Raw genomic sequence first — 21,705 nt, 5'->3', positions numbered from 1 at the left:
TGAAAATCAAATGTGTTAAAGTGGGGATTTAACAATTAACTAATATTAAAGCAAGATTTTTTTACGTTTAAAAAGTGTATTTTTGTGCGCTTAAATGATCGCCCTCATCCTTTTTACTGAAAATCATTATATAAAATGAAAACAAAATTACAAGACCTAGCCCTATGTTTGTGCTTAGCCGTTACAGCATTGAGTTTGCAGGCACAAATTGCTTACCATGGATTTGAACAAAATGCTTCTGATACTTGGGGAGCTACTTTCTCAACCCCCGCTTGTACCAATGGTGGAGATATCTGGGATTATTCTACGAACCTAAGCGGAATTGTTCCCTCTGCTGGCACCCAATTTTGGGGAGTACAAGACTTAGATGGTAACTGTGGTAGCTCTGCAGGAGAGACCATTACTTTTGCAGATGTTAATGTTAGTAGTTTTACTGGTGTGACTATTAATTTTGATTACAATATTGTCGGTTATGATGGAGGAGATGATGTGTTTTATACCGTTGTTCTCGATGGTACTCCGCAAACTCAAGTGCAATTAGTTACAGGAGCAACAGGAGGTTTTTCTACAGGTGGATATGTTACGGAAACCATTAATATTCCCAACGGTACCAATACAGTTGGTCTAATTTTATTAGTAGACCAAAATGGTGGAAGCGACCGTGCTGGTTTTGATAACTTTATCCTAGATGGAACGGCAGTTGTTGCCTGTCCACATACTATTACGGGAGTAGCACCAAATTCTGGACCTGTCGGAACAGAAGTAACCATCACAGGAACAGGATTTACAGCTGGTTCAACAGTAACTTTTAATGGAATAGCTGCTAGTGCTGTGCAATTTATAGATGCAACGACTATAATAGCTACTGTTCCCACTGGTTCAACAACAGGAGCTATTGTGGTAAGAGAAGCAGCTTGCAATGTAACGGCTGCGACTAGTTACACTCTTTTAAACCAAAGTGGTGCTTGTAGTTCAGTTTTTAGTGATATTATTATTAGTGAGGTATTTGATAATAATGGTGGCTCTTTGGGGTATGTTGAAATTTATAATGGAACAGGAGCAACGGTAGACTTAACAAATTATCAAATTGACCGTTATGGTGATTTGGCTTCAGGAACCGTTACACATTCGTACAACTTTCCAGCGACAGGAGTAGGATCTTCTATTGCTGATGGACAGGTTTTAGTTGGGCGTATCAATAGTGGCGGCTCTGGGATCGAAGATTTTGATTTTGGAACAACAGCAGCAGGTTTTAACGCTAATGATCGTCTAGAATTGATGTTTACCCCTACCAATACTTTAGTCGATGACTTCCACGATGCAGTAATTGGCGGAATCGGTTATGTATACAGAAGAAACAATACAATTACTGGTCCCAATCCTACATTTACAGCATCGGAATGGACTACCGCTACGACTGGCGATGAATCAGACTTAGGTGTTTTTAATGTAGCGGGGGGAACACCAACCATAACAACTCAACCTACTGATATTAGTGGTTGTGGCATTACTTTTTCTGTTAATGCAACAGCAGGTAATGGAGGTGCATTGACCTATCAATGGTTTTTTAATGAAAACGATGGGAGTGCCGTTAATTGGACTGCTGTGAGTGGAGCTGCTTTTCCTGGTACAACTGTAGCGGGCGAAACGAGTAGTACACTATCAATCACAGGAAGTTTGACCAACTATGATGGTTATCAATTTTATTGTCAAGTAACAGAGAACGGAACTTGTAATGTTTTAACAGAGGCTGTACAGTTTACCTTAGCTGCACAGCGCTTTTTCCGTACCGTAGCGAATGGAGATTGGACAAATACTAATACTTGGGAAATGGCTACCTCCGCAGCAGGACCGTGGTCACCAACTTGTGTTTATCCTTTATTTGACAATAGTGACTATATTCATATTTTAAATGGACATACCGTTAATATTGACCAAGATGTCGTTGTGGATGAAGTGGTGATTGAAGCAGGAGGAACGGTTTCTATTAATAACAATCGTTTATTTGCCTTTAATAATGGAACAGGAGTTGATTTGGAGGTGCAAGGAACTTTAATTGATAATGGTAATGGTGGTGGTGATGGTATGGATATGACAACCAATAACGCTACTTGGTTATTAGGTGCAAATGGAGAGTTGATAAAAACGGGTTCTAGTGCCATTGCACAGTATAGAGATAACTATGAAGGCGGTATTGCCACCATTCCTGCCACAGCAACATGGCGTTTCCGTCATAGTGGAAATAGTGGAACAATACCTGTTATTACTGTTGGTATGTTTTATCCTAATTTATATTTAGAGTCTACTAATGGTAGCCATAGTTTTAATACAGCTGCCGAAGTATTTCAAGGAACGACAGGATTTATGACTGTAAAAGGAAATATGTATATCGGAAACAGTGGAACAGGTGCCGTAGACGTTTTTAATACCAATACCAGTACTACTCTAATGCAAATTTTAGGGGATTTAGTTATTGGAGGAAATGGTAGTACGGGGACTTCAAAAATTGAAAATAACCAAGGAGGAATTATTGGTACAGGTATAGAAGTACATGGAAACCTTCTAATCAATACAAATGGTCAATTGGACTTAGAAGATGGGACAGCCGCAGCAGATGGAATCGTAAGATTGCATGGAAATTGGACGGATTTGAACCCAGGCAATGGTTTTGAAGAAGGAGAAAGTACGATTGAGTTTGTTGGTACCACGAACCAAACAATTAATAAAGCTACCATCAGTGAAAACTTTTATAATGTAATCGTTAACAAGACTAATGGAACACTTCAGAACAATGCTAGTGACATGGTTATTGAAAATGATATGACCTTTACCAACGGTATTGTACTAACAACGGCAGCTTCTTATATTTTATTTGAAACAGCTGCAACAGCAACCAGTGCTTCTACTTTCAGTCATGTCGATGGTCCAGTTATAAAAGAAACAAGTGCGAGTGCTTTGACAACGTTTACTTATCCAACTGGCGATAATGGCGTTTATGGTGCGATAGGCATCGAAACAAGATTTAATACAGGAGAATTGTACATTGCAGAATATTTTTCTGTGGGATATGGTACTTATAATGTTAATACAACGGAATTAGATCATGTAAGTTCATTGGAGTATTGGACATTAGATGAGTTTGTAGGAGGAACGGGTGAAAACTTACGTGTTACATTACACTGGGGACCGCATAGTAACGTAATTTCTCCATCAAGTATTCGAGTGGGGCATTTCTTTACGCAAGCTCCAAGTGTTGTTGATCAATGGGAACGTGAAGGCGCTAGCCCCATAATTACAGGGACAGCTGCTTCAGGAACAGTTACTTCTGATTATGTAACTTCTTTCAGTCCATTTACATTGGCAGATATAATTGCCCAGACTTCTTTGCCGCTAGAAATGTTGCGTTTTGAAGCAACAAAAGTAGAGCGTACAGCAGTATTAGAGTGGGAAGTTGCCAACGAAAAATCAGGAGATCGTTATTGCCTAGAACGTAGTGCTGATGCTCAAAATTTTGAAACACTAGTTTGTTTTGATGCGACTAGCGACCAAGCAACAGCTTTGTATAGTTATATAGACGAAACGCCATTCACAGGGTACAACTACTACAGAATACATCAAGTTGATTATACAGGAGCGTCGAATTATAGTATTACAAAGGCGTTGCAATTCAATAAAGATAACATGGGGGTATGGATATATCCTAACCCTGCGAGCGAGCAATTGACAATTGAGTTACCTATCTTAATGAAAGGTACTTATGCAGTTCAAGTAATTGATGCATTGGGACGTACTTTAATTGAATCTAAGATTACAGAGGGAAATGCTATGAAGGTATTAAATACCGAGATTTTGGCATCAGGGGCTTATGTGTTAAGAATAGAAGCGCCTAATGGAAGTGTTCATACTCGTAAAATCACAATACGACATTAGAAACTTCTGGAAATAACCAGTAGATATAATTTTGCGAGAGCCATTGGTTGAAATCAACAACCAATGGCTCTTTTATATTTTAGGAATACAGGACGATAAAGATATTGTAGCTTACGACGCATTTCGCTTGGACATAGAACTTAGTAGTAGCCCTAAGCCTCCACAAAGTAAGACTAGAATCACAATTAAATCAAAGGCAGACATGTATTGTAGACTAAAATGAGTGTTTGCTATCACGCCAAAAATTAGAGCAGCGAGTGAGCCAACTGTAACAATCCAAGCTAATGGGTTTCGAGCATTAAAAAATAACATTCCAACACCTAACATAAAGACCAGCATAATAGAACCTGAAGTAACGCCAATTCCTCCCACATTAAATAAAGAATAACGACCATGAAACATTGTTCCGATATCGACACGAATAGAATTTAACATCAGATACAAACCTCCAATGAACATAATGAATCCCATAAAAAAACGACCAATATTAGTACCCATAAGTTTTAGTTGTAATAATAATTATAAAATGAATTGTTTAGAGTCATTCTATAATTGCAATAATTTATAAAAAATGATATTGTCTGACAATCAGGTGCTTGTTTTTTTAGTGCTTGAGATTTAGGGCACTAATGACCAATTGTACAATATGATAAGTAGCACAATTTGATGTTATCATAACCAATCGTACAACAATACAAGTATACTAAAAAATTCCTAGACCCTAATTTTTTTAAGATATTCAATTCTTTATTATCTTGTATAGATCAGACAAATGAAAGCAAGCATTGATGCAAGAAAAACACCTTCTTTGACAAATCTCAATTTAATTCAAAAAATATGACCACACAAATAAAATCATTTGAACATTATCAAGAAGTCTATCAGAAAAGTATTGACGCCCCCGAAGCTTTTTGGGAAGAACAAGCTCAATCGTTTACTTGGCGCAAAAAGTGGAAACAGGTTCTAGATTGGGATTTTAAGAAACCTTCTGTTAAATGGTTTGTTGGTGGCAAGTTAAATATTACAGAGAACTGCCTTGATCGTCATTTGGAAACTAAAGGAAATCAAACAGCGATTATTTGGGAACCCAATGAGCCAGGCGAGGCAACAGTAACCTATACTTATAAAGAACTACATGCAGAAGTATGTCGGTTTGCTAATGTGTTAAAAGCAAATGGGATTACAAAGGGAGATAGAATTTGTTTTTACATGCCTATGGTCGCAGAACTAGCCATAGCAGTGTTGGCTTGTGCTCGAATTGGAGCTGTTCATTCTGTTGTATTTGCAGGGTTTTCGGCTAAGGCATTGGCAGATAGAGTAAAAGATGCGGAAGCAAAAATGATTATTACTTCTGATGGTAATTATCGAGGTGCTAAAAGTATTCCCGTAAAGGCTGTTGTTGATGCGGCATTAGAGCAAGATTGCCATTCTGTAGAACGGGTTATTGTGTATCAACGCACGCATACTGCTGTGGAAATGAAGGAAGGTAGAGACCTATGGTGGCATGAGGAAATGCGTCAACAAGATGCTGTTTGTGAAGCAGTAGAAATGGATGCGGAAGATATGCTATTTATTCTGTATACTTCAGGGTCTACAGGAAAACCCAAAGGGGTGGTGCATACTTGTGGAGGGTATATGTTGTATACAGAATACTCCTTTAGAAATGTTTTTCAGTACCAAGATGGGGATGTTTACTGGTGTACAGCCGATATTGGATGGATTACAGGGCATTCATATATTGTATATGGTCCTCTGTTGGCTGGAGCGACAACAGTCATGTTTGAAGGAGTGCCAACGTATCCTGATGCGGGGCGATTTTGGCAAATTTGTGAAAAGCACCAAGTCAATCAATTTTATACAGCACCAACTGCTATTAGAGCATTGCAGGCAATGGGGGACGAGTATGTTACCAATAGTGATTTGAGTAGTTTGAAAGTATTGGGAACCGTAGGAGAACCCATTAATGATGAAGCATGGCATTGGTATAATGACGTAGTAGGGAAGCAAGCTTGTCCCATTGTGGATACGTGGTGGCAAACAGAAACTGGTGGAATTATGATTTCTGCCTTGGCAGGGCATACGCCCCTAAAACCTTGTTATGCTAGCCTGCCTTTGCCTGGGATTCAGCCTTGTTTGGTAGATCCTAATGGAAAGGAGATCGAGGAGAATGAAGTAGAAGGACTATTGTGTGTAAAGTTTCCTTGGCCTTCTATGATTCGAACGACGTACGGTGACCATGAGCGTTGTCGTCAAGTTTACTTCTCGGCATTTGAAGATAAATATTTTACTGGAGATGGGGCAAGGCGCGATGCCAATGGGTTTTATAGAATTATTGGGCGAGTAGATGATGTGATTAATGTATCTGGACATCGTTTTGGAACCGCAGAAATAGAAGATGCTATTAATGGTCATCTAAATATTGTTGAGTCCGCAGTAGTGGGATATCCGCATGATATCAAAGGGCAAGGAATTTATGCTTATGTCGTTGCCAAAGACCCTATTCAAGATATGGAAGCCTTTAGACAAGAGGTTTTGTTTATTGTTACTAAAGAAATAGGGCCTATTGCCAAGCCAGATAAAATACAAATTGTAGAAGGGCTTCCTAAAACTCGTTCGGGTAAAATTATGCGCCGAATTTTGCGGAAAATAGCTAGTGGCGATACTTCTAATTTGGGCGATACCTCTACCTTATTGAACCCAGATATTGTTCAAACAATTATGGATGGGGCACTGGTCTAGAGTCCAATATTGACTAGGTTATGGCGAGTTGTCTTTCTTTTTGGGGCGGGATAAGTTCTGTCCCAAAAGAAGACATCAAAACTATATCAATAACTTGCTTAGTTTGATAATAGCCATTTCTAAATATTCGTTTTCGATACTGCCATAACCCAAGCGCAAACCATTGACAGTATAATCAGGATTGTATTTAGAAATATCTGCAATTCGAATACCTTGTTGTTCCAATTGAGCAAGAAGCAGCGACAAGTCAACATCTTGAATAGGACGAATCCAAAATGCTAATCCTCCAGTTGGTAAATCATAAGTAACTTTATTGTGTAAATGCTTGACAAGTAGCTTCTCTACGTATTGTCGTTTATTTTTATAATACCGAATCGCTCTTTTGGTATGTCGTTTAATAGCCCCATCCTTAATTAATTCTACAATTGCTTGTTCCATGATGGTATCATTTTGTATGTCAATGATTTCTCGCAACGAACTTATCTCTTTAATTAAATCAGTATGTCCAACTAGATACCCAATTCTCAACGCAGGAGCTACAATTTTACTGAATGTACCAATGTAAATATAATGGTTGGTATTGGTATAGCTAGCAATGGGTAAAATTGGGCGGTTGCCAAAATGAAATTCATGATCGTAATCATCTTCAATAATTTTGAAATGATATTTTTGAGCCAATTCAATTAGTTGTAACCTTCTTTTTAGGCTTAGTGTAACCGTAGTGGGGTATTGATGGTGCGGCGTCACATAAATAGCTTTGATGTTGGAATATCTTTGGAGCATCTGCTCTATTTCTTGTATGAGAACCCCTTCTTGGTCTACATTAACAGGGAGTACTTGGGCACCTGCTTGTTCAAATGTTCTCCACGCAGGACGATAACCTGGATGCTCTACTAGGACATAATCGTTTGGAGTTAGCAAGCACTGGGCTAATAAATACAAGGCCATTTGGCTGCCTCTAGTAATACAAGTTTCTTCTAATTTAACTTGCATTCCTCGTTTGTGATTAAGCATCTGAACAACCAAAGCTCTAAGTTTAGGATTGCCTTGGCTATCCGTATAGCCCAATAGAGTATGTTTAGATTTTAAACTAAATACTCGTCGATAAGCACTAGCCAATTCCTTTATAGGAGCTATTTTAGTATTGGGAACACCATCGTCAAGAGTGATTATAGGCTTGGTATGGTTGGACGGTACAACCAAAGGAGCCTGTTTAGGGGCTTCTAAATCCATAGAAATATCAGCAACAAAAATCCCAACTCTATCCTTAGAGACCAACCAACCTTCTATAATTAAAATATCAAGTGCTTTTATCAACGTATTTCGATTGACACCAATTATTTGAGCCAATTGTCTAGTACTTGGCAGAATTTCTTGTGGCTTCAATCGACGGTTCTTGATTGCTGCAATAATCGCATCTGCAATTTGCATATAAACAGCTTTGGGAGTTGTTTTTGTCACTTCAATATTAAAATCCCATAATCGCTTCATTGGTCTACTATTTTTTGTGAAAACTGTATCACTAATATAGACCAAAGGTACACTATCTTTGGCAGGTATTAATAACAAAAACACAAAATTATGAATGAAAGTAAAAAGTTTAGTTCCAAGGATTTTCACCAAACGTATGCTCAATTAAAAACAGTTATCCCTGAAAAATTGATTCATAGAGCGGTAGAAAAAGCAGGAGTACACAACCAATTTTCGGAGGAGAGAAAACATCCTGTATTTTTTGTTGACTTGCCAAGTAAGAATATAAGTATTACGATTGGAGGGCTGCTAGGTGATCAAGTGACGAACCTACATCGTCATACTTATGAAACCATGCTGTATGTCGTAGAAGGGGCAGGGTGGACTGAAATTGAAGGTGAAAAAATAGAGTGGAAAGCGGGCGATGCCGTTTATATTCCTTCTTGGGCTTGGCACCGACACGGTAACTTGAGTAGTGAGGTAGCAGCAAAATACATTGCTTGTGAAAATGCTCCGCAGCTTCAAAATTTAGGCTTGGCACTTAGAGAAGAGGAAGGAAGAGATTTTTAAAATTCAAAAATAAAAATAATGACAAAGAAAGCGTTTAAAGGGATTATTGCTTATCCGATTACACCTTTTACAGAAAATGAAACCGTTGATATCTCGCTTTTTAAAGAGCAGGTAGAACAACTAATTATTAATAACGCAGATGCAATTGCTCCTCTAGGAAGTACTGGTGTGCTACCTTATTTGGATCGTACAGAAAAACAGTTGATTGTAAAGGCAACTATAGAACAAGTAGCAGGAAGAGTGCCTGTGTTGGTTGGTGTTTCCAACTTAACGACCAAAGAGACAATAGAAGATGCAATTTATGCAGAATCTGCGGGAGCACAAGCTGTTATGATTATTCCTATGAGTTATTGGAAGTTGACAGATGATGAAATATATGACCATTATAAAAAAGTGGCTGATCAGATCAATATACCTATTATGGCATATAATAACCCTGCAACAGGAGGTGTTGATATGTCGCCCCAATTGCTCAAACGTTTATTGGGAATACCAAATGTTACGATGATTAAAGAGAGTACAGGAGATATACAGCGGATGCATTACCTTAAGAAAGAACTAGGAGATCAAGTTGATTTTTTTAATGGTTCTAATCCTTTGGCATTGGGGGCATTTGTTGCAGGGGCAACAGGGTGGTGTACTGCGGCACATAATCTAATTCCTAAATTAAATGTTGCACTATATCAGGCAATACAAAACAATGATTTAAAACAAGCACAAGTTTTGTTTTATAAGCAAGTTGATGTTCTAAAATTTATTGTAGAAAAAGGACTTCCTAGATCTATACAAGCTGGTTTGGAAATATTAGGCAACAAGGGTGGTCATTTAAGGAGTCCTCTTAATGTATTATCCAATGAGGATAAAGAACAATTGAAGGTATTACTTGAGCATGCTACGATAGAATAGATATTTGTTGAAAGGGTCTAATTAGGAATCTCTAAGTTTTGTAATTACTTAATTTTTAAGAGATTCCTATTTTTATTTGTAAGGAAAATGGATTGAATTATTGGGTAACTGTTACTCACAGTTAATTTGTCTGTTATGTTTTATTAGGAAATTCAACGCTTCAGCCGAGGTAAAGTAAACGACAAAGGTTGGTGAAGGGAACAACTAAGTGTGAATTCTTTCGTATGTAAAACAGTTATTTATCATTAGATGATTGTATTGGTGCAGTATAAAGACTTTAAAATTTAAAATGACAAAACTTTTCAAACTAGTATTTTTAGCTACGTTTGTATTGGTGGTAAATTATCTCATTACCTTATGGAGTATTGTTACCAATAGTAAGATTATTATGTTGAGTAGGGAGGGTACAAGTGCAGAGGCTTGTTGTCATTACTTATTGACACAAATAGGTCTATCAATAGCTTGTTTTGTATTAGTAATTGTTGGTAACCCTAATATCTTGCCTATAAGGCATCACAATACAACGATAAGGGGAGATGGAGAACTGATTTTAGATGATTTAGAACAGCCGAGAAGGGATACATTGACGAAAGCTGAAAGACAGAATATTCAATTTTTGAGAGGAATCAATTTTATTAATATCCTTACTAGCCTTATTTTCTTCTTTTTGCTTTGGTTATGGCAAGATGATACACTTATTATTGTATTAACAATACCTTGGGCAATCGTTCAAGGGGTGTTTAGCTTTATAATATTATTTGTTGTAGCTCGCTAATTTGAAATGTAACAAAAGTTTTTGATTGTTATGATGGCTTATAGAGGAGATTCATATTGAGGGCAATTTATAACAGAACAATAGCAGCGAAGCTAATTTGATTAATAAACAAAGTACATCATGAAAGACAATCAAACACTGAAGTGGCTATTAGGGGGGATGGCTATTTTTTCTATCCTCTACATCTTATTAGCATTTATTATATTAGCACAAGGACATTCTTGGAAGTGGTATGCCCAACTAGTACGAGTCTGTTATGGCATTATTTTGTTTTTGTTAGGAATACGCCTATTGCTTTGTTTTGTCTTTTGGAGTGATTGGGATAGATGGAAGGGGCAATTCAGTGATTGGGAGGCAGGGATGCTTTTGGATGAAAATTGGAAAAAAGAGAATCGAGATAACACTCCGTATGCAGGGCGAAAACTAGATATTTGGATTAGTAGTCTGCATTTGTGTATGGCCTTGTTTTTAATACTTGGTGAGTGGGGGATAGGAGTGGGTTTTGCTAATATTATGGTCATAGGAATCGTTTATGCAGCATTTTTAGCTATCCTAGGATTAGCGCAATTTTCTTAAAAAAAGCGAATATTTGTTAAAATAATAGAATTCTCTTGTTTTTATTTGTAATTAGTCTAAATAGGTATTATGTTTGCAAACGTTTCTATGTAGTTCATTTTTTTAATTGATTTTTAAAGAACTACAAAATCAAATAACAATAAAAAATAGGATGATGAATCCATTAGAAATGAACAATGTTCCCACGACTGTAATACCAAGTTTTGATTGTAAAAACTGCAAAAAGAAATGTTGCAAAAAGTACAAAAAAGGCAAAAAACAATGCAAGCGTTGTCCTAAGTTACCTCAATTGTAAGCACATCGTTGCTTTATTGGGATGTTATTCGTTGGTACAGCCTGTCGCTAAAAAGGAATTTACTATAAAAAGAAATGGCTTTATTGTGCCCATAAATTTTGTTAAATGCCTGTGGGGATTCGGTTAGATTGTTGCGAATGGTTCCTTCCAGTATTTGTGTTTCGAACTCTCCTAATAACTGTACCTGTCTTTTGGTTAGTTTTATTAAATGTTTTCCTGTCGTCCTTGCTTGGGTTGGAATAGGATTATGTTGATAATAATCGCATCTTTTATAAGCCATGTAGTAACCGTCCCCTTTTTTGATAATACTAGTTTGGCTGGCAGGTATGCGCATCTCTTCATGCGTGTTCCCATAATAAGAAGAATAAAAAATCAAGGTGTCCGTACTCTTCATTCGCTCTAAAAATGAAGGATAATTTCTATTAAAAAAGAAACAAGTTAGATCAATGTCTGGCATATTAGTATAGGTATAAAAATAGTATACATTAGAAGCCAAGATGCTGTCAAGAGGCGTAAAAATTATTTTATAATGTCCTTGAGATAGGTTTAACGTTTGTGTTGCAACATAGTCCAATTGCTTGACTAAAGTATCCATTGTTGCCGAGGAGTAGGGAGTAACCGAAACCATTTCATACAATTCAAACTCTCCTTCCATTTTGAGTTGGCTACTAGATATGCAAGATATATCTATCGTCAAATTGATAGAAACTTGTCCCTTTGTATTGTAGCTTGATAAGCCTAAACCTAAAATCAGCAATAGAATAAACCTTGTTTTCATTTGTTGAGAATGTGCTTTCTGTTAAAATAAATCTTTCCCAAAATAGTCCTCCATTTTTATAGATGCCAGTAAGATCTGTTTCGGTGTACCGCAACTACTAGCCATAGTTTTATGATAACATCTGTTGTTGAAATAGTTCTCTATTATCTCACTGAAATTGGTATTTCTAATTTTCTGATATAGCAAGATTTTGATGCTATTTTTTTAGGTTAAAATAGGTGTTATTTTTTAATTGTTTGATTTTTAATATTTTATGATGGTGGAGGTGTGTGTTGTAGTAGTTTTGTAGTACCTCTATGTAGGGCTTTTGTATAAGGTATAAAATAGGAAAACCTCCAAGTTCGGTCGTTATTTGTAGCAAGAAATGATTGGTAGGCATTAGGCACGACATCATTTTACAATGCTTACAATACCTATTCGAATAGTTGTCTAGTGTTGACAAAATAATCTCTAACTAGACATTCAAAGCATTTAATTATTCAATTACCTTTTAAATTCAAATTATGAAATCATTAAAGATTAATTTCTTATTTGTGAGCTTATTCACAGCTACATTACTATCTATTTTTGTTATTTCTTGTGAAAAAGATTTGCCAGCTCCTGTACAAGATGAAGCGGTTCAAACTATAGAACCTAACATCGAATCGACCATTGTTACATTAGAAAAAGACGACCCGATTCTCAAGTCGTTGCAAGCATCACAAGATGTTCAAAATTACAATACTACAGCAGGACGATTGTTGTGGGAGCAAGCCGCAATGATTACCTACAATAGCGAAGAAACGCTTCCGTTGCTATTAGTACCGATTGACAATGGTGTAGAAGGCGCTTTGTCTATGTTTGTAGCAGCTTACAATGAGACAAAAGGAGAGTTTCATGCTTTTATCAATAATTTTGATTTGCCTTCTAGTACTTCTGTCGAAGAGGGCTATACTGGAACGATAGAGTATAAAACAGTACAGAATGTAATGGCTATGAAAGCAGATTATGAAAAAGGGAAACTAGTCAAAGAGTATCAACCTGATTTGAGTCATGCCAATTATAGAGGGGTGAATATAGATTGCTTTTTGACGTGTATTCGCTTGGCGGGAGCTGCCTCCATCTTGTCAGGTGTACCTGTTGTTTGTGCTTCTTCAGCTTCTTGTTGCTTGGCTGCCCCCGCGCCCGTTAACCCATGTTGTGTGGTATTTGCAGGCTGTATTTTATACCAAGGAGGCGTAGCAGGTGCTTGTGCGTGGAATTGTTGGGAATAGATTTTTCTGACCACTTACTTATGACTAATACTCCGTTGATTTTTTAGTTTTCCTACGAACCCGTAGGCTCACGAAGTAAAAACGTAAAAAAGCATCTTGCATTAGTTTGATTATCAGTCTTTTAGTGCAAAGGTTGATGAAAGTGCATCTTGCTGGTAATCAAACTAATACGATTTTTCAACGGAGTAATGTATGACTGGAACAGATAGGTAAATCTAAACTTGCATTGTTTTTTTATATTTTAACTCTTTTAAAACTTTTAAGTATGAAATCACTGAGCATTAATTTTTGGTGCATGAATCTATTTATAATTGTTATAGTATCTTTTTTTACTATTTCTTGTGAAAAAGACATCCCTACAGATCCTCAAGTTGTAACAGAGGCTGCCTCTGCTGACCCTGTTACTAATCGTTATTTGATGCCTAAGGGCTTTGGCGAAAAATCAGAAGCAGAACAAGCAACTATTATAGAAAAACTAAGCATTGAGGAGGTAGCGGAATTGAAAGAAAACCTTAAGGTAGCTTTGTATCTAAAAGAAATTGGAAAGTATGAAGGAATCTATCAAGATTTAAAGGAAGGACAAACGTTTCTAGAGCTAGAATTGGGAGATAATTTGTCTAAAAGAGAAATGAGTGAATTAACCATTTTTACGCCATCTTTGACGTCTTTGGATCAAATGTTTAAAGGTAGAATTTGTACTACTTGGTGGCATTACTACACTTGGATGGGATCAGGCTCTGATTGCTTAAACTTAGCTTGTTGCGCTTGTTGTGAGTGGAAGGCTAGATGGAGAAGTTGTTGGACTATATTGGATGGTTCTTATGTAGAAGAAAACAGAAAGTACTGGAATATGTGTTGGTAACTTTTAACAACAGTTCGTTGAAAAACTTTATTAGCTTGATAATTAACAAGTTATAATTTTACTGTGTTTCATGTTAAGAATTTGATTATCAAACTAATATAAATGTGCTTTTTTATCTTTTTGGTAAAAAAGTAAAAAACTAAGCTTGCGCCCTCATGAGCGTAGCGAACTAATCAACGAACTACTATTTTAATAGAGAACTTTTAAATAGTAGGTATAACAAGACTAGTATAGCAGTCTAAAAAAATGAGTCATCCTAGTGTAGAGGATGACTCATCTTTTTTATTTTATGATACTTTTTTGTCTATGTAATTGTATCGTATTAGGCTGTTCTAGCAAAGTCTTTTTGATAGACTAAGACTCCAAAACTCGTAATCATGCTCATTACAAACACCTCTAAAAACAACATAGAAGCAGCTACTAGTGGAATATAAGTAATCCCTGTTTGGCTACTGATTGTTGTCATATTTGTTGTAATAGTTGCCAAACTAAATCCGCTAATTGGTTGTGTAATAAAATAGGCAATTAACATGACAACAGCAGCTGTAATGGAAGCTATAGCTGAAAAAAGAATTCCTTTTTGGAAGAATCTATATTTATTTGTGACGTGATTTTTTAGTTTGGATAGCCCAATAGCTAATGGAAATGCTAAAATAAAGTATTTCAAAAACTTAAAAGCAATTGTATTTACTGGGTTAAATAGTTCAACTATAATCAAAAAGCCAATCATGGTAACTGCTCCAAAAAGACCTGTATACATGGCTGTTTTTGAAATGTTTATTGTTGACTTTTCTTTGACGGTTATATCGTTATTCATAATTTTATGTATTTTTTGTTAAAAATATAGCCAAACACGAAAAAGGGGACGTGAGAGTTTTAAAGTTTTTGGAATTTGTGACGTGCTTGTATTAGTATAAACAAGTAAAAAGATAAATTGTTTATAAAGGGTTGATTGTCCTTAAGGATGCATATTCTTTTAAATCTTGAAAAAGGTAACTAAGTGACAGCCGAGTAAGCCTGTGCTAGTAGGACAAAGGAGTTGCTCATGGAATAATCAACAGAGTATTAAAATTTATTAGCTATCTTTTCTAGATAAGCAGAAGGACTTTCTATTTTTGCAAAAAGCATTGATAAAAAGATGAACCTAATGATTTTGGTATTGTTTTAAGTGGCAAATAAGAAAAGTAGAAAAATGGAAATACGATTGCTAAAGCGGGAAGAAATAGAAGCCCCAAAATGGAATGGCTGTGTGCATTACGCTGCTAATAGTAAAATTTATGGCTATACTTGGTACCTTGATAATGTAACCAATGATTGGATGGGCTTGGTAGAAGGAGATTATCAATCTGTTTTTCCTTTGGTCTGGAACGATAAGTTGTTTAAAATAAAACAGCTCTACCAACCTTTTTTGTGCCAGCAATTGGGTCTGTTTACGGTTAATATACGTTCCAAAGAGCGCATTCAGAAGTTTTTGGAAGCAATTCCAGAAGACTTTAAGTATTGGGATTTGAGCTTAAACGATGGCAATAGTAGTATCTTGAAATTAAAAGAGTACGAGACGATTCAAAAAAAGAATTATCACCTTGATCTTAGCAAGCCATACGATGACTTGTACCAAGCTTATTCCAAAAACGTAAAACGAAATCTCAAAAAGGCATTGAATGAAGGTTTATATTTGACTAGTAATTTAAAACCAGAGACCTTTGTTGCGGAGGTTAAAAAAGCGCAAGAAGCAAAGGGCGTACAACATCCAGAAGCATTGTATCATACTGCTCATCGAATTATTTGGAATTGTTTGCACCGAGGAAAAGGAGTGATTACAGCTGCTTTCAACACCAATAAAGAATTGTGTGCGGCTATTTTTTTTATGTTTGATGGACGTGCTATTATTAATTTGTTAAATGTCAGTACAGCTATTGGTAAAGAAGTGGGTGCAATGGCTTATTTATTGGATGCGACAATTAAGCGAGAAGCAGAAAGTGTTAAGTATATTGATTTTGAAGGCTCCTCTGTTCCTGGAATTGCTCGTTTTTATGAAAGCTTTGGGGCAGAAAATGTCCCTTATTATCAATTGAAAATAAATAAATTGCCTTGGTGGCTAAAGTGGAGGAAGAAATAACGGTTGCGATTTGCTAGTAGAAATCTATAAAATCTACTTGTTTTCTTCAGTTTTTATGACTAAATTGTAGATTAAGAAGGAGTAAATATTTTTAGAGGTATCTTTAAACCTATTTTCACTATTTTTGACAGCATATGCTGGTGCGCTGTAACTATTCTTAGAGAATTACTTTACAATGTGCTAGGCTAAAAAACATACAATGGCAAAGGATTTGGATGATATATTAGATGGAGATGATGACTTGGCATCGTTCTTTAAAGAGGATGAAAATGACGAGGACGATTTAGCCTCTTTGTTTGCAAATGATGAAGACGAAGATGATTTGGCTTCTTTTTTTGAAAACGAAGAAGAGGATGATGATTTAGCCTCTTTTTTTGATGACAATGAAGGAGAGGAGGATGACTTAGCATCGTTCTTTGAGGACGAACCTGAAACGACCAATAGCGAAGATGATTTAGATTTGGCTTCCTTTTTTGATAATGATGAAGAGGATGATGAGGAAGATGACGGGACAGGACTTTTTGGAGAGATCTTAGGAGCTTTATCAAGTAAGCCAGATCCCATTCTTCCATATAAAAAAGAAAAAAGAAAAGCTAAGTTGGATATTACCAAGAACTCAAAAGAGGATCATCGTGATATCAAGCGGTATACTAAGAGTGAATTGCAAGAGCAGTTGAAACGAGACTATAAGTACATGCTTGGCAAGCCCTATATGGTTATTCAACCGGTAACAATATTGGCAGATTACCCTTACAAAAAGAAAAAGAGTAACTCAGACGCTATCAATGATCATAATGTAGAATACGACTATGTGTTGGTGATTGGAAAACTACTAAAATGGCGATCAACAGAAGAATTTAGAGGCAAAGCCTATAAACTAGGCGAAATTATGTACATGAAACGTGGGGTGTATTGGGTTAATGGAAAACAGGTGCGTATGGAACCTCATTTTGCGATTGTGCTACACCGATCTTATAAGAGAATTAAGTCTAAACGGATTCGAGATTTGTTGGCGCCATTAAAGCAACGCCTGCGTGCAGGCAAACCTTTTAGTATTTATAAAGAGTTTCCTATTATTGTAGAAAGAACGGGTGTATTTAGTTAAAAAGTCCTTTTAACATTCCATTAAACGACACTAATGTTGATCAAAGAGCTTATTTGCCAACTTGAAAATGGTTGTGTAGAGTGGCTGTTTTGTAAATCTCAAAAAATATCCCTTATGAATTATTTTACATTTATTGCTGCTGTTTTATGTGCCCTAAGCTGCTCCAAGCAACAATTGCCAGAAGGGCATTGGCAGGCAAGCCCTTCCGAAAAATCTGAGGCTAAAAATACTAGAATACTGAATGTAAACAGTGCCTCATGGACACATATCTCTAAAGACATTGTTTTATTTGATGGATTGGAACGACTCAATTTTCAAAATAATACATTGGAAGAATTGCCTGAATACATCGATAAGTTGAGCAACCTAAAGCGTTTAAATCTTGCTGGTAATAATTTGGAGGAATTACCAGCGACACTCAAAAAATTAAATCATTTGGAGCGACTTAATATTAGTGATAATAAATTTTCCAATTTGCCGAAGGCCATTCTAGGTTTATCGAATTTGGAGGTATTGGATCTTAGAAACAACAACTTGAGTGAGTTGCCAAAGGACTTAACAAAGTTAGAAAAGTTAAATGCAATCTATATTGGTGGCAATAATTTCACAGAAGAACAACGAAAAATCTTTAGAAAGTGGCTACCTTACACCAAAATTATATTACGCTCAGAAAAACGAAAGTAAATCATATCGCTGTAAGTTTTTGACCACTTATGTGTACATCTTTCCGACAAAGAAAGACTATCAACTGTAAAGGTGTATGGTTTGCTTGTGTTTCTAACTAACGAATCATCATGAAAGCTTTAACACTTCAAGCACCTAAAACACCGATCACTTGTCAAGAAATGCCTCAACCAACTCCTACAAAGGGGCAAGTACTGGTAAAAATAAAAGCAGCAGCCATCAATCATCGAGATGTTTACATTACACAGGGGTTGTATCCTGGTGTTGTCACACCAATTATACTAGGTTCAGATGGAGCAGGAGAAGTGATTGAAGTTGGAGAGGATGTTTCTTCTTCTTGGTTGAATCAATCCGTGGTTTTGAATCCAAGTATTGGCTGGGATAGTGCTCCCAATGTACAACCCAACAATTATCGTATCTTAGGAATGCCTGACAATGGATGTTTTGCAGAGTATATAGCTGTTGATGTCGATCAAATTAGAAAAGCACCTAGTCATTTGTCTTTTGAACAAGCTGCGGCTTTGCCTTTAGCTGGCTTGACGGCTTATAGAGCTTTGTTTTCTCGTGCTCAATTGCAAAAAGGAGAACGTGTTCTAATCTCTGGAGTAGGTGGAGGAGTGGCTTTGTTTGCTTGTCAATTTGCCATTGCGGCAGGCGCAGAAGTCTATGTGACCTCTGGATCTAAGGAAAAGATTGAAGCAGCCATTGCCTTGGGAGCAAAAGGAGGCGTTTCTTACAAAGAAGAAAATTGGCACAAACTATTGCAAGAAAAAGCAAAAGGAGGCTTTGATGTGATTGTAGATAGTGCAGGAGGAGACGGATTTAAATATTTCTTGGATGTAGCCAATATGGGAGGACGGATTGTATTTTATGGAGGCACAAGAGGTAGTTTTAAAGTGAATCCTCAAAAGGTATTTTGGAAGCAATTGTCTCTTTTGGGGGCTACCATGGGAAACACAAAGGAGTTTGAACAAATGTTAACATTTGTTGCAACCACTCAATTGATTCCAGTGGTAGATAGCACATGGAAATTAGAAGAAGGGGCTAAAGCATTTGATTATATGGATCAAGGAAAACAATTTGGAAAAATTGTTTTCTCAATGGAGGATTAGGAACTAAAATTGCTATTAGATGTCATCGAGAAAAAAAGGCTTATCTTTCTTTCAATTATTTGCCTCAATAGTTAGCAGCACAAAAAATTACTAATAAGGTGGCTACTATGTGGAGTAATATGATTCATAATACAAAAGCAATGTTTAAAAAACTTTACCTCTTATTGGGATATTTATGTGTATTAACGCCAACTATATGGGGGCAAGGACTCCAAAGTTATACATTTGATCCACCTACCTATGAGCAGAAATGCATTCAATATTTTAATGATACAGCAAGTGGTGTCAATAATGTGAATGCCTTTATTCTTGCTAAGATGACAGAATTGATGTATTTGGAGCGTTTGGATTATCAAATGCGTTATTTAGCCAATGGTTGTGAACCGATTGACACACTACAATCAACCGATTGGTTTCGTTCGCATTGTGCGGTCAAAGATACGAACTTTCAAGAGGTCTATGCAGAGCGGTTTAAGCATTATTTTAATAATCCATTAGAAATAGAGGCACTAGAAGAGTCACAGCGTTTGGATAAACGGTATGATCGGCATACTCGTTTTAAGTTTATTCATAAAATTCATACGCAGAGTGCTCGGTTTATGGGGATTTTTAAGTATAAATCAGGGCTAGATCCTGAATTGATGGTTATTTCAACACCTGAAACGATTTTTATTTTGTTTCGAGGAACAGATGATGTCGGAAAGAATAAATGGGCAGAATGGTTTGGAACTGATTTGAGAATTAATCAAACTCCAGCAGGCGGAGCTCTGGCAGGAACACGAATTCACACTGGGTTTTGGCTAAGTTTTGATTTGATTCGAGATGAATTAATTGCGACGTTGGCACAGTTTAATGCCAAGGATAAAAAAATATGGGTCGCAGGGCATAGTTTGGGAGGGGCACTTTCTGTGATAACGGGTACGTATTTAAAATCGTATGGTTTGAATGTACAAAATGTGTATGCGTATGCTTGTCCTCGTACAATAGGAAACAAAGCTTTTATTAAAAAAGCCAATGAATTGCTACCCAATAGAATTCAACGATTTGAATATTTTAAAGATCCTATTACGCTGCTTTGGGCGCCTGGGTACAAGTATCATTATGTTGGACAACGCAATTGGTACGATGAAGAAAAATTAGGAAAATTTAAATTGTACAAAAAAGCAAAAGAAAGAGTCGTGGTAACGGGAGGATTTAAAAGATATCCTTATATAGATACCAAAGATAGGAAAAATGCGCGCAGGATTCGACGAAATCAACTGAGTGGAACAATTTGTATTGGAATGGGAATTCTGCATTATCACAATCCTCAATGGTATGTAAAGGCTGCTTATGAACAACTAACAGAAGAAGAAAAAGCTCATTTGCCCCAAATAGATGATAGTTATCCTTATCTTTACTACGGAAGAAAAGATTGTAAATAAATTATTATAATGGAACAGAATATACATATAGATGAAGTAACCATGACTAAATTGGTGCTTCACAAGGTTGGCAACAAATCTCAGGACGAAGGCATCCGTATTGCCAAAAAATTATTTAATCTAACGGATGAATTGTTGGATGTGTTGATGTCTTATTTCCTTAGTGGGTTTAAGTTAGAAGAAAATTATGAATTTAACCATGAGGTAGATTTGAGTATGAACGAAATTTATAATTATTGTTCGTACATTTTTGATGATGTTGAGGCTAATTTTTATGAACAGTCGATAAATATTCTAAAGCATCTATACGATAAGTCGAATCATGTAAAAGTGAAAGGGGGAGAACTCTATATTGCATATTTTCAAGATTGTATTGTCAACGATGAAATGGTAGATGCGATTGGGATTTTTAAAGCCGAAAACAAAGATACCTACCTGAAACTTAAGTTGGACGAAGAGGAGGAATGGACCTTAGATTTTGAAGAAGGGACAGATATTTCTAAACTGGATAAAGGTTGCTTAGTATTTAATACAAGCAAAGAAACAGGTTATCGAGTTGTTTCTATTGACTTAAAAAGTGCCGATGCTAAATATTGGAAAGATGAATTTTTGATGATAACAGAAGTTCAAGACAGTCGCTTTCATACCAAATCTTATCTAGAGATGTGTAAGGAGTTTGGGAAAAAGGCTTTTAAGGAAGAAGATAAACACGAGCGTGTGGATTTTCTAAATCGTTCCAAAGATTATTTTGAGCACTATAAGGAGTTTGATGAAGCGGAGTTTAAAGAAATGATTTTTGAAGATAATTATGAGAAAATAGATGCCTTTGAAGCACACAAACAGGATTTTCAAGAAAAATTAGGAATTGAAGATACAGCCGAAGAACCGTTCTATATTGATAAGCCTGTTGTTAAAAAAGCGAAACGAGGTTTCAAAAACAATATTCAATTGGACACGCAAATGGAAATTAAAATTTTATCTTCTCAAGCGCAAGCCGATGGCTTTTTGGAGCGAGGGTACGATGAAGAAAAGGAAATGAAGTATTATAAGATTTATTTTAATAATGAAAAGTAACCTTTTGGAAAGGCAAGTACATAATTATGATAG

Annotated in this window: 18 protein-coding genes; 14 read left to right on the top strand and 4 right to left on the bottom strand. The window is 36.3% G+C overall.

What is annotated here, in order from left to right; all coding sequences use genetic code 11:
- Positions 1-135: 135 nt before the first annotated feature.
- A complete protein-coding gene (locus QP953_RS26915; RefSeq protein WP_309553480.1) occupies positions 136-3,930 on the top strand; it encodes a T9SS type A sorting domain-containing protein in 3,795 nt (1,264 codons plus the stop codon).
- A gap of 111 nt (positions 3,931-4,041) precedes the next feature.
- On the opposite strand, the gene QP953_RS26910 is transcribed toward QP953_RS26915, so the two are convergent.
- A complete protein-coding gene (locus QP953_RS26910; protein WP_052599132.1) occupies positions 4,042-4,428 on the bottom strand; it encodes a hypothetical protein in 387 nt (128 codons plus the stop codon).
- A gap of 339 nt (positions 4,429-4,767) precedes the next feature.
- On the opposite strand from QP953_RS26910, the gene acs reads away from it, so the two are divergent.
- Positions 4,768-6,669, top strand: coding sequence for an acetate--CoA ligase (gene acs / locus QP953_RS26905; protein ID WP_052599133.1), 1,902 nt, complete (start codon positions 4,768-4,770; stop codon positions 6,667-6,669).
- A gap of 81 nt (positions 6,670-6,750) precedes the next feature.
- On the opposite strand, the gene QP953_RS26900 is transcribed toward acs, so the two are convergent.
- Positions 6,751-8,160, bottom strand: coding sequence for a PLP-dependent aminotransferase family protein (locus QP953_RS26900; RefSeq protein ID WP_309553479.1), 1,410 nt, complete (start codon positions 8,158-8,160; stop codon positions 6,751-6,753).
- A 90-nt stretch (positions 8,161-8,250) separates the two neighbouring features.
- Here QP953_RS26900 and QP953_RS26895 point away from each other — a divergent pair, with 90 nt between their 5' ends.
- The 4 genes from QP953_RS26895 to QP953_RS26880 all read left to right on the top strand — a co-directional run bounded on the left by QP953_RS26895 (position 8,251) and on the right by QP953_RS26880 (position 10,966).
- The gene (locus QP953_RS26895; protein ID WP_309553478.1) at positions 8,251-8,709 is read left to right on the top strand and encodes a cupin domain-containing protein; all 459 of its coding nucleotides are present in this window, start codon (positions 8,251-8,253) and stop codon (positions 8,707-8,709) included.
- A gap of 18 nt (positions 8,710-8,727) precedes the next feature.
- Entirely contained in the window at positions 8,728-9,615 is an 888-nt protein-coding gene (locus QP953_RS26890) for a dihydrodipicolinate synthase family protein (RefSeq protein WP_309553477.1), read from the top strand.
- 289 nt (positions 9,616-9,904) lie between these two features.
- Positions 9,905-10,390, top strand: a complete 486-nt coding sequence (locus QP953_RS26885; protein WP_309553476.1) for a hypothetical protein — start codon at positions 9,905-9,907, stop codon at positions 10,388-10,390.
- Between the two features lie 120 nt (positions 10,391-10,510).
- On the top strand, positions 10,511-10,966 hold the full coding sequence (locus QP953_RS26880) for a hypothetical protein (RefSeq protein WP_309553475.1): 456 nt from the start codon (positions 10,511-10,513) through the stop codon (positions 10,964-10,966).
- Positions 10,967-11,274: 308 nt separating this feature from the next.
- Here QP953_RS26880 and QP953_RS26875 read toward each other — a convergent pair whose 3' ends face one another.
- Positions 11,275-12,039, bottom strand: coding sequence for a hypothetical protein (locus QP953_RS26875; RefSeq protein WP_309553474.1), 765 nt, complete (start codon positions 12,037-12,039; stop codon positions 11,275-11,277).
- Between the two features lie 503 nt (positions 12,040-12,542).
- Here QP953_RS26875 and QP953_RS26870 point away from each other — a divergent pair.
- The gene (locus QP953_RS26870; RefSeq protein WP_309553473.1) at positions 12,543-13,292 is read left to right on the top strand and encodes a hypothetical protein; all 750 of its coding nucleotides are present in this window, start codon (positions 12,543-12,545) and stop codon (positions 13,290-13,292) included.
- Between the two features lie 265 nt (positions 13,293-13,557).
- A complete protein-coding gene (locus tag QP953_RS26865; protein WP_309553472.1) occupies positions 13,558-14,154 on the top strand; it encodes a hypothetical protein in 597 nt (198 codons plus the stop codon).
- 322 nt (positions 14,155-14,476) lie between these two features.
- Here the strand turns inward: QP953_RS26865 and QP953_RS26860 are convergent, their stop codons facing one another.
- Positions 14,477-14,971 (bottom strand): hypothetical protein, encoded by a 495-nt coding sequence (locus QP953_RS26860; RefSeq protein WP_309553471.1) that lies wholly within the window; start codon positions 14,969-14,971, stop codon positions 14,477-14,479.
- 375 nt (positions 14,972-15,346) lie between these two features.
- On the opposite strand from QP953_RS26860, the gene QP953_RS26855 reads away from it, so the two are divergent.
- The 6 genes from QP953_RS26855 (at position 15,347) to QP953_RS26830 (ending at position 21,672) form a co-directional block, all read left to right on the top strand.
- The gene (locus QP953_RS26855; RefSeq protein WP_309553470.1) at positions 15,347-16,273 is read left to right on the top strand and encodes a hypothetical protein; all 927 of its coding nucleotides are present in this window, start codon (positions 15,347-15,349) and stop codon (positions 16,271-16,273) included.
- Positions 16,274-16,472: 199 nt separating this feature from the next.
- Positions 16,473-17,378, top strand: coding sequence for a hypothetical protein (locus QP953_RS26850; RefSeq protein ID WP_052599143.1), 906 nt, complete (start codon positions 16,473-16,475; stop codon positions 17,376-17,378).
- Positions 17,379-17,492: 114 nt separating this feature from the next.
- Positions 17,493-18,062: a leucine-rich repeat domain-containing protein gene (locus tag QP953_RS26845; protein WP_309553469.1), complete on the top strand. Its 570-nt coding sequence runs from the start codon at positions 17,493-17,495 to the stop codon at positions 18,060-18,062.
- 110 nt (positions 18,063-18,172) lie between these two features.
- The gene (locus QP953_RS26840) at positions 18,173-19,174 is read left to right on the top strand and encodes a zinc-binding dehydrogenase (protein WP_309553468.1); all 1,002 of its coding nucleotides are present in this window, start codon (positions 18,173-18,175) and stop codon (positions 19,172-19,174) included.
- Between the two features lie 140 nt (positions 19,175-19,314).
- Positions 19,315-20,598 carry a lipase family protein gene (locus QP953_RS26835; RefSeq protein ID WP_309553467.1) on the top strand — a complete coding sequence of 428 codons (1,284 nt, stop codon included), beginning with the start codon at positions 19,315-19,317 and terminating at the stop codon, positions 20,596-20,598.
- 9 nt (positions 20,599-20,607) lie between these two features.
- Positions 20,608-21,672, top strand: a complete 1,065-nt coding sequence (locus QP953_RS26830) for a nucleoid-associated protein (protein ID WP_052599147.1) — start codon at positions 20,608-20,610, stop codon at positions 21,670-21,672.
- Positions 21,673-21,705: the final 33 nt, after the last annotated feature.

It is taken from the genome of Aureispira sp. CCB-E, from assembly GCF_031326345.1.
In the GTDB taxonomy this organism is placed as follows: Bacteria; Bacteroidota; Bacteroidia; order Chitinophagales; family Saprospiraceae; genus Aureispira.
This window is presented reverse-complemented; position numbering and strand designations above follow the sequence as displayed.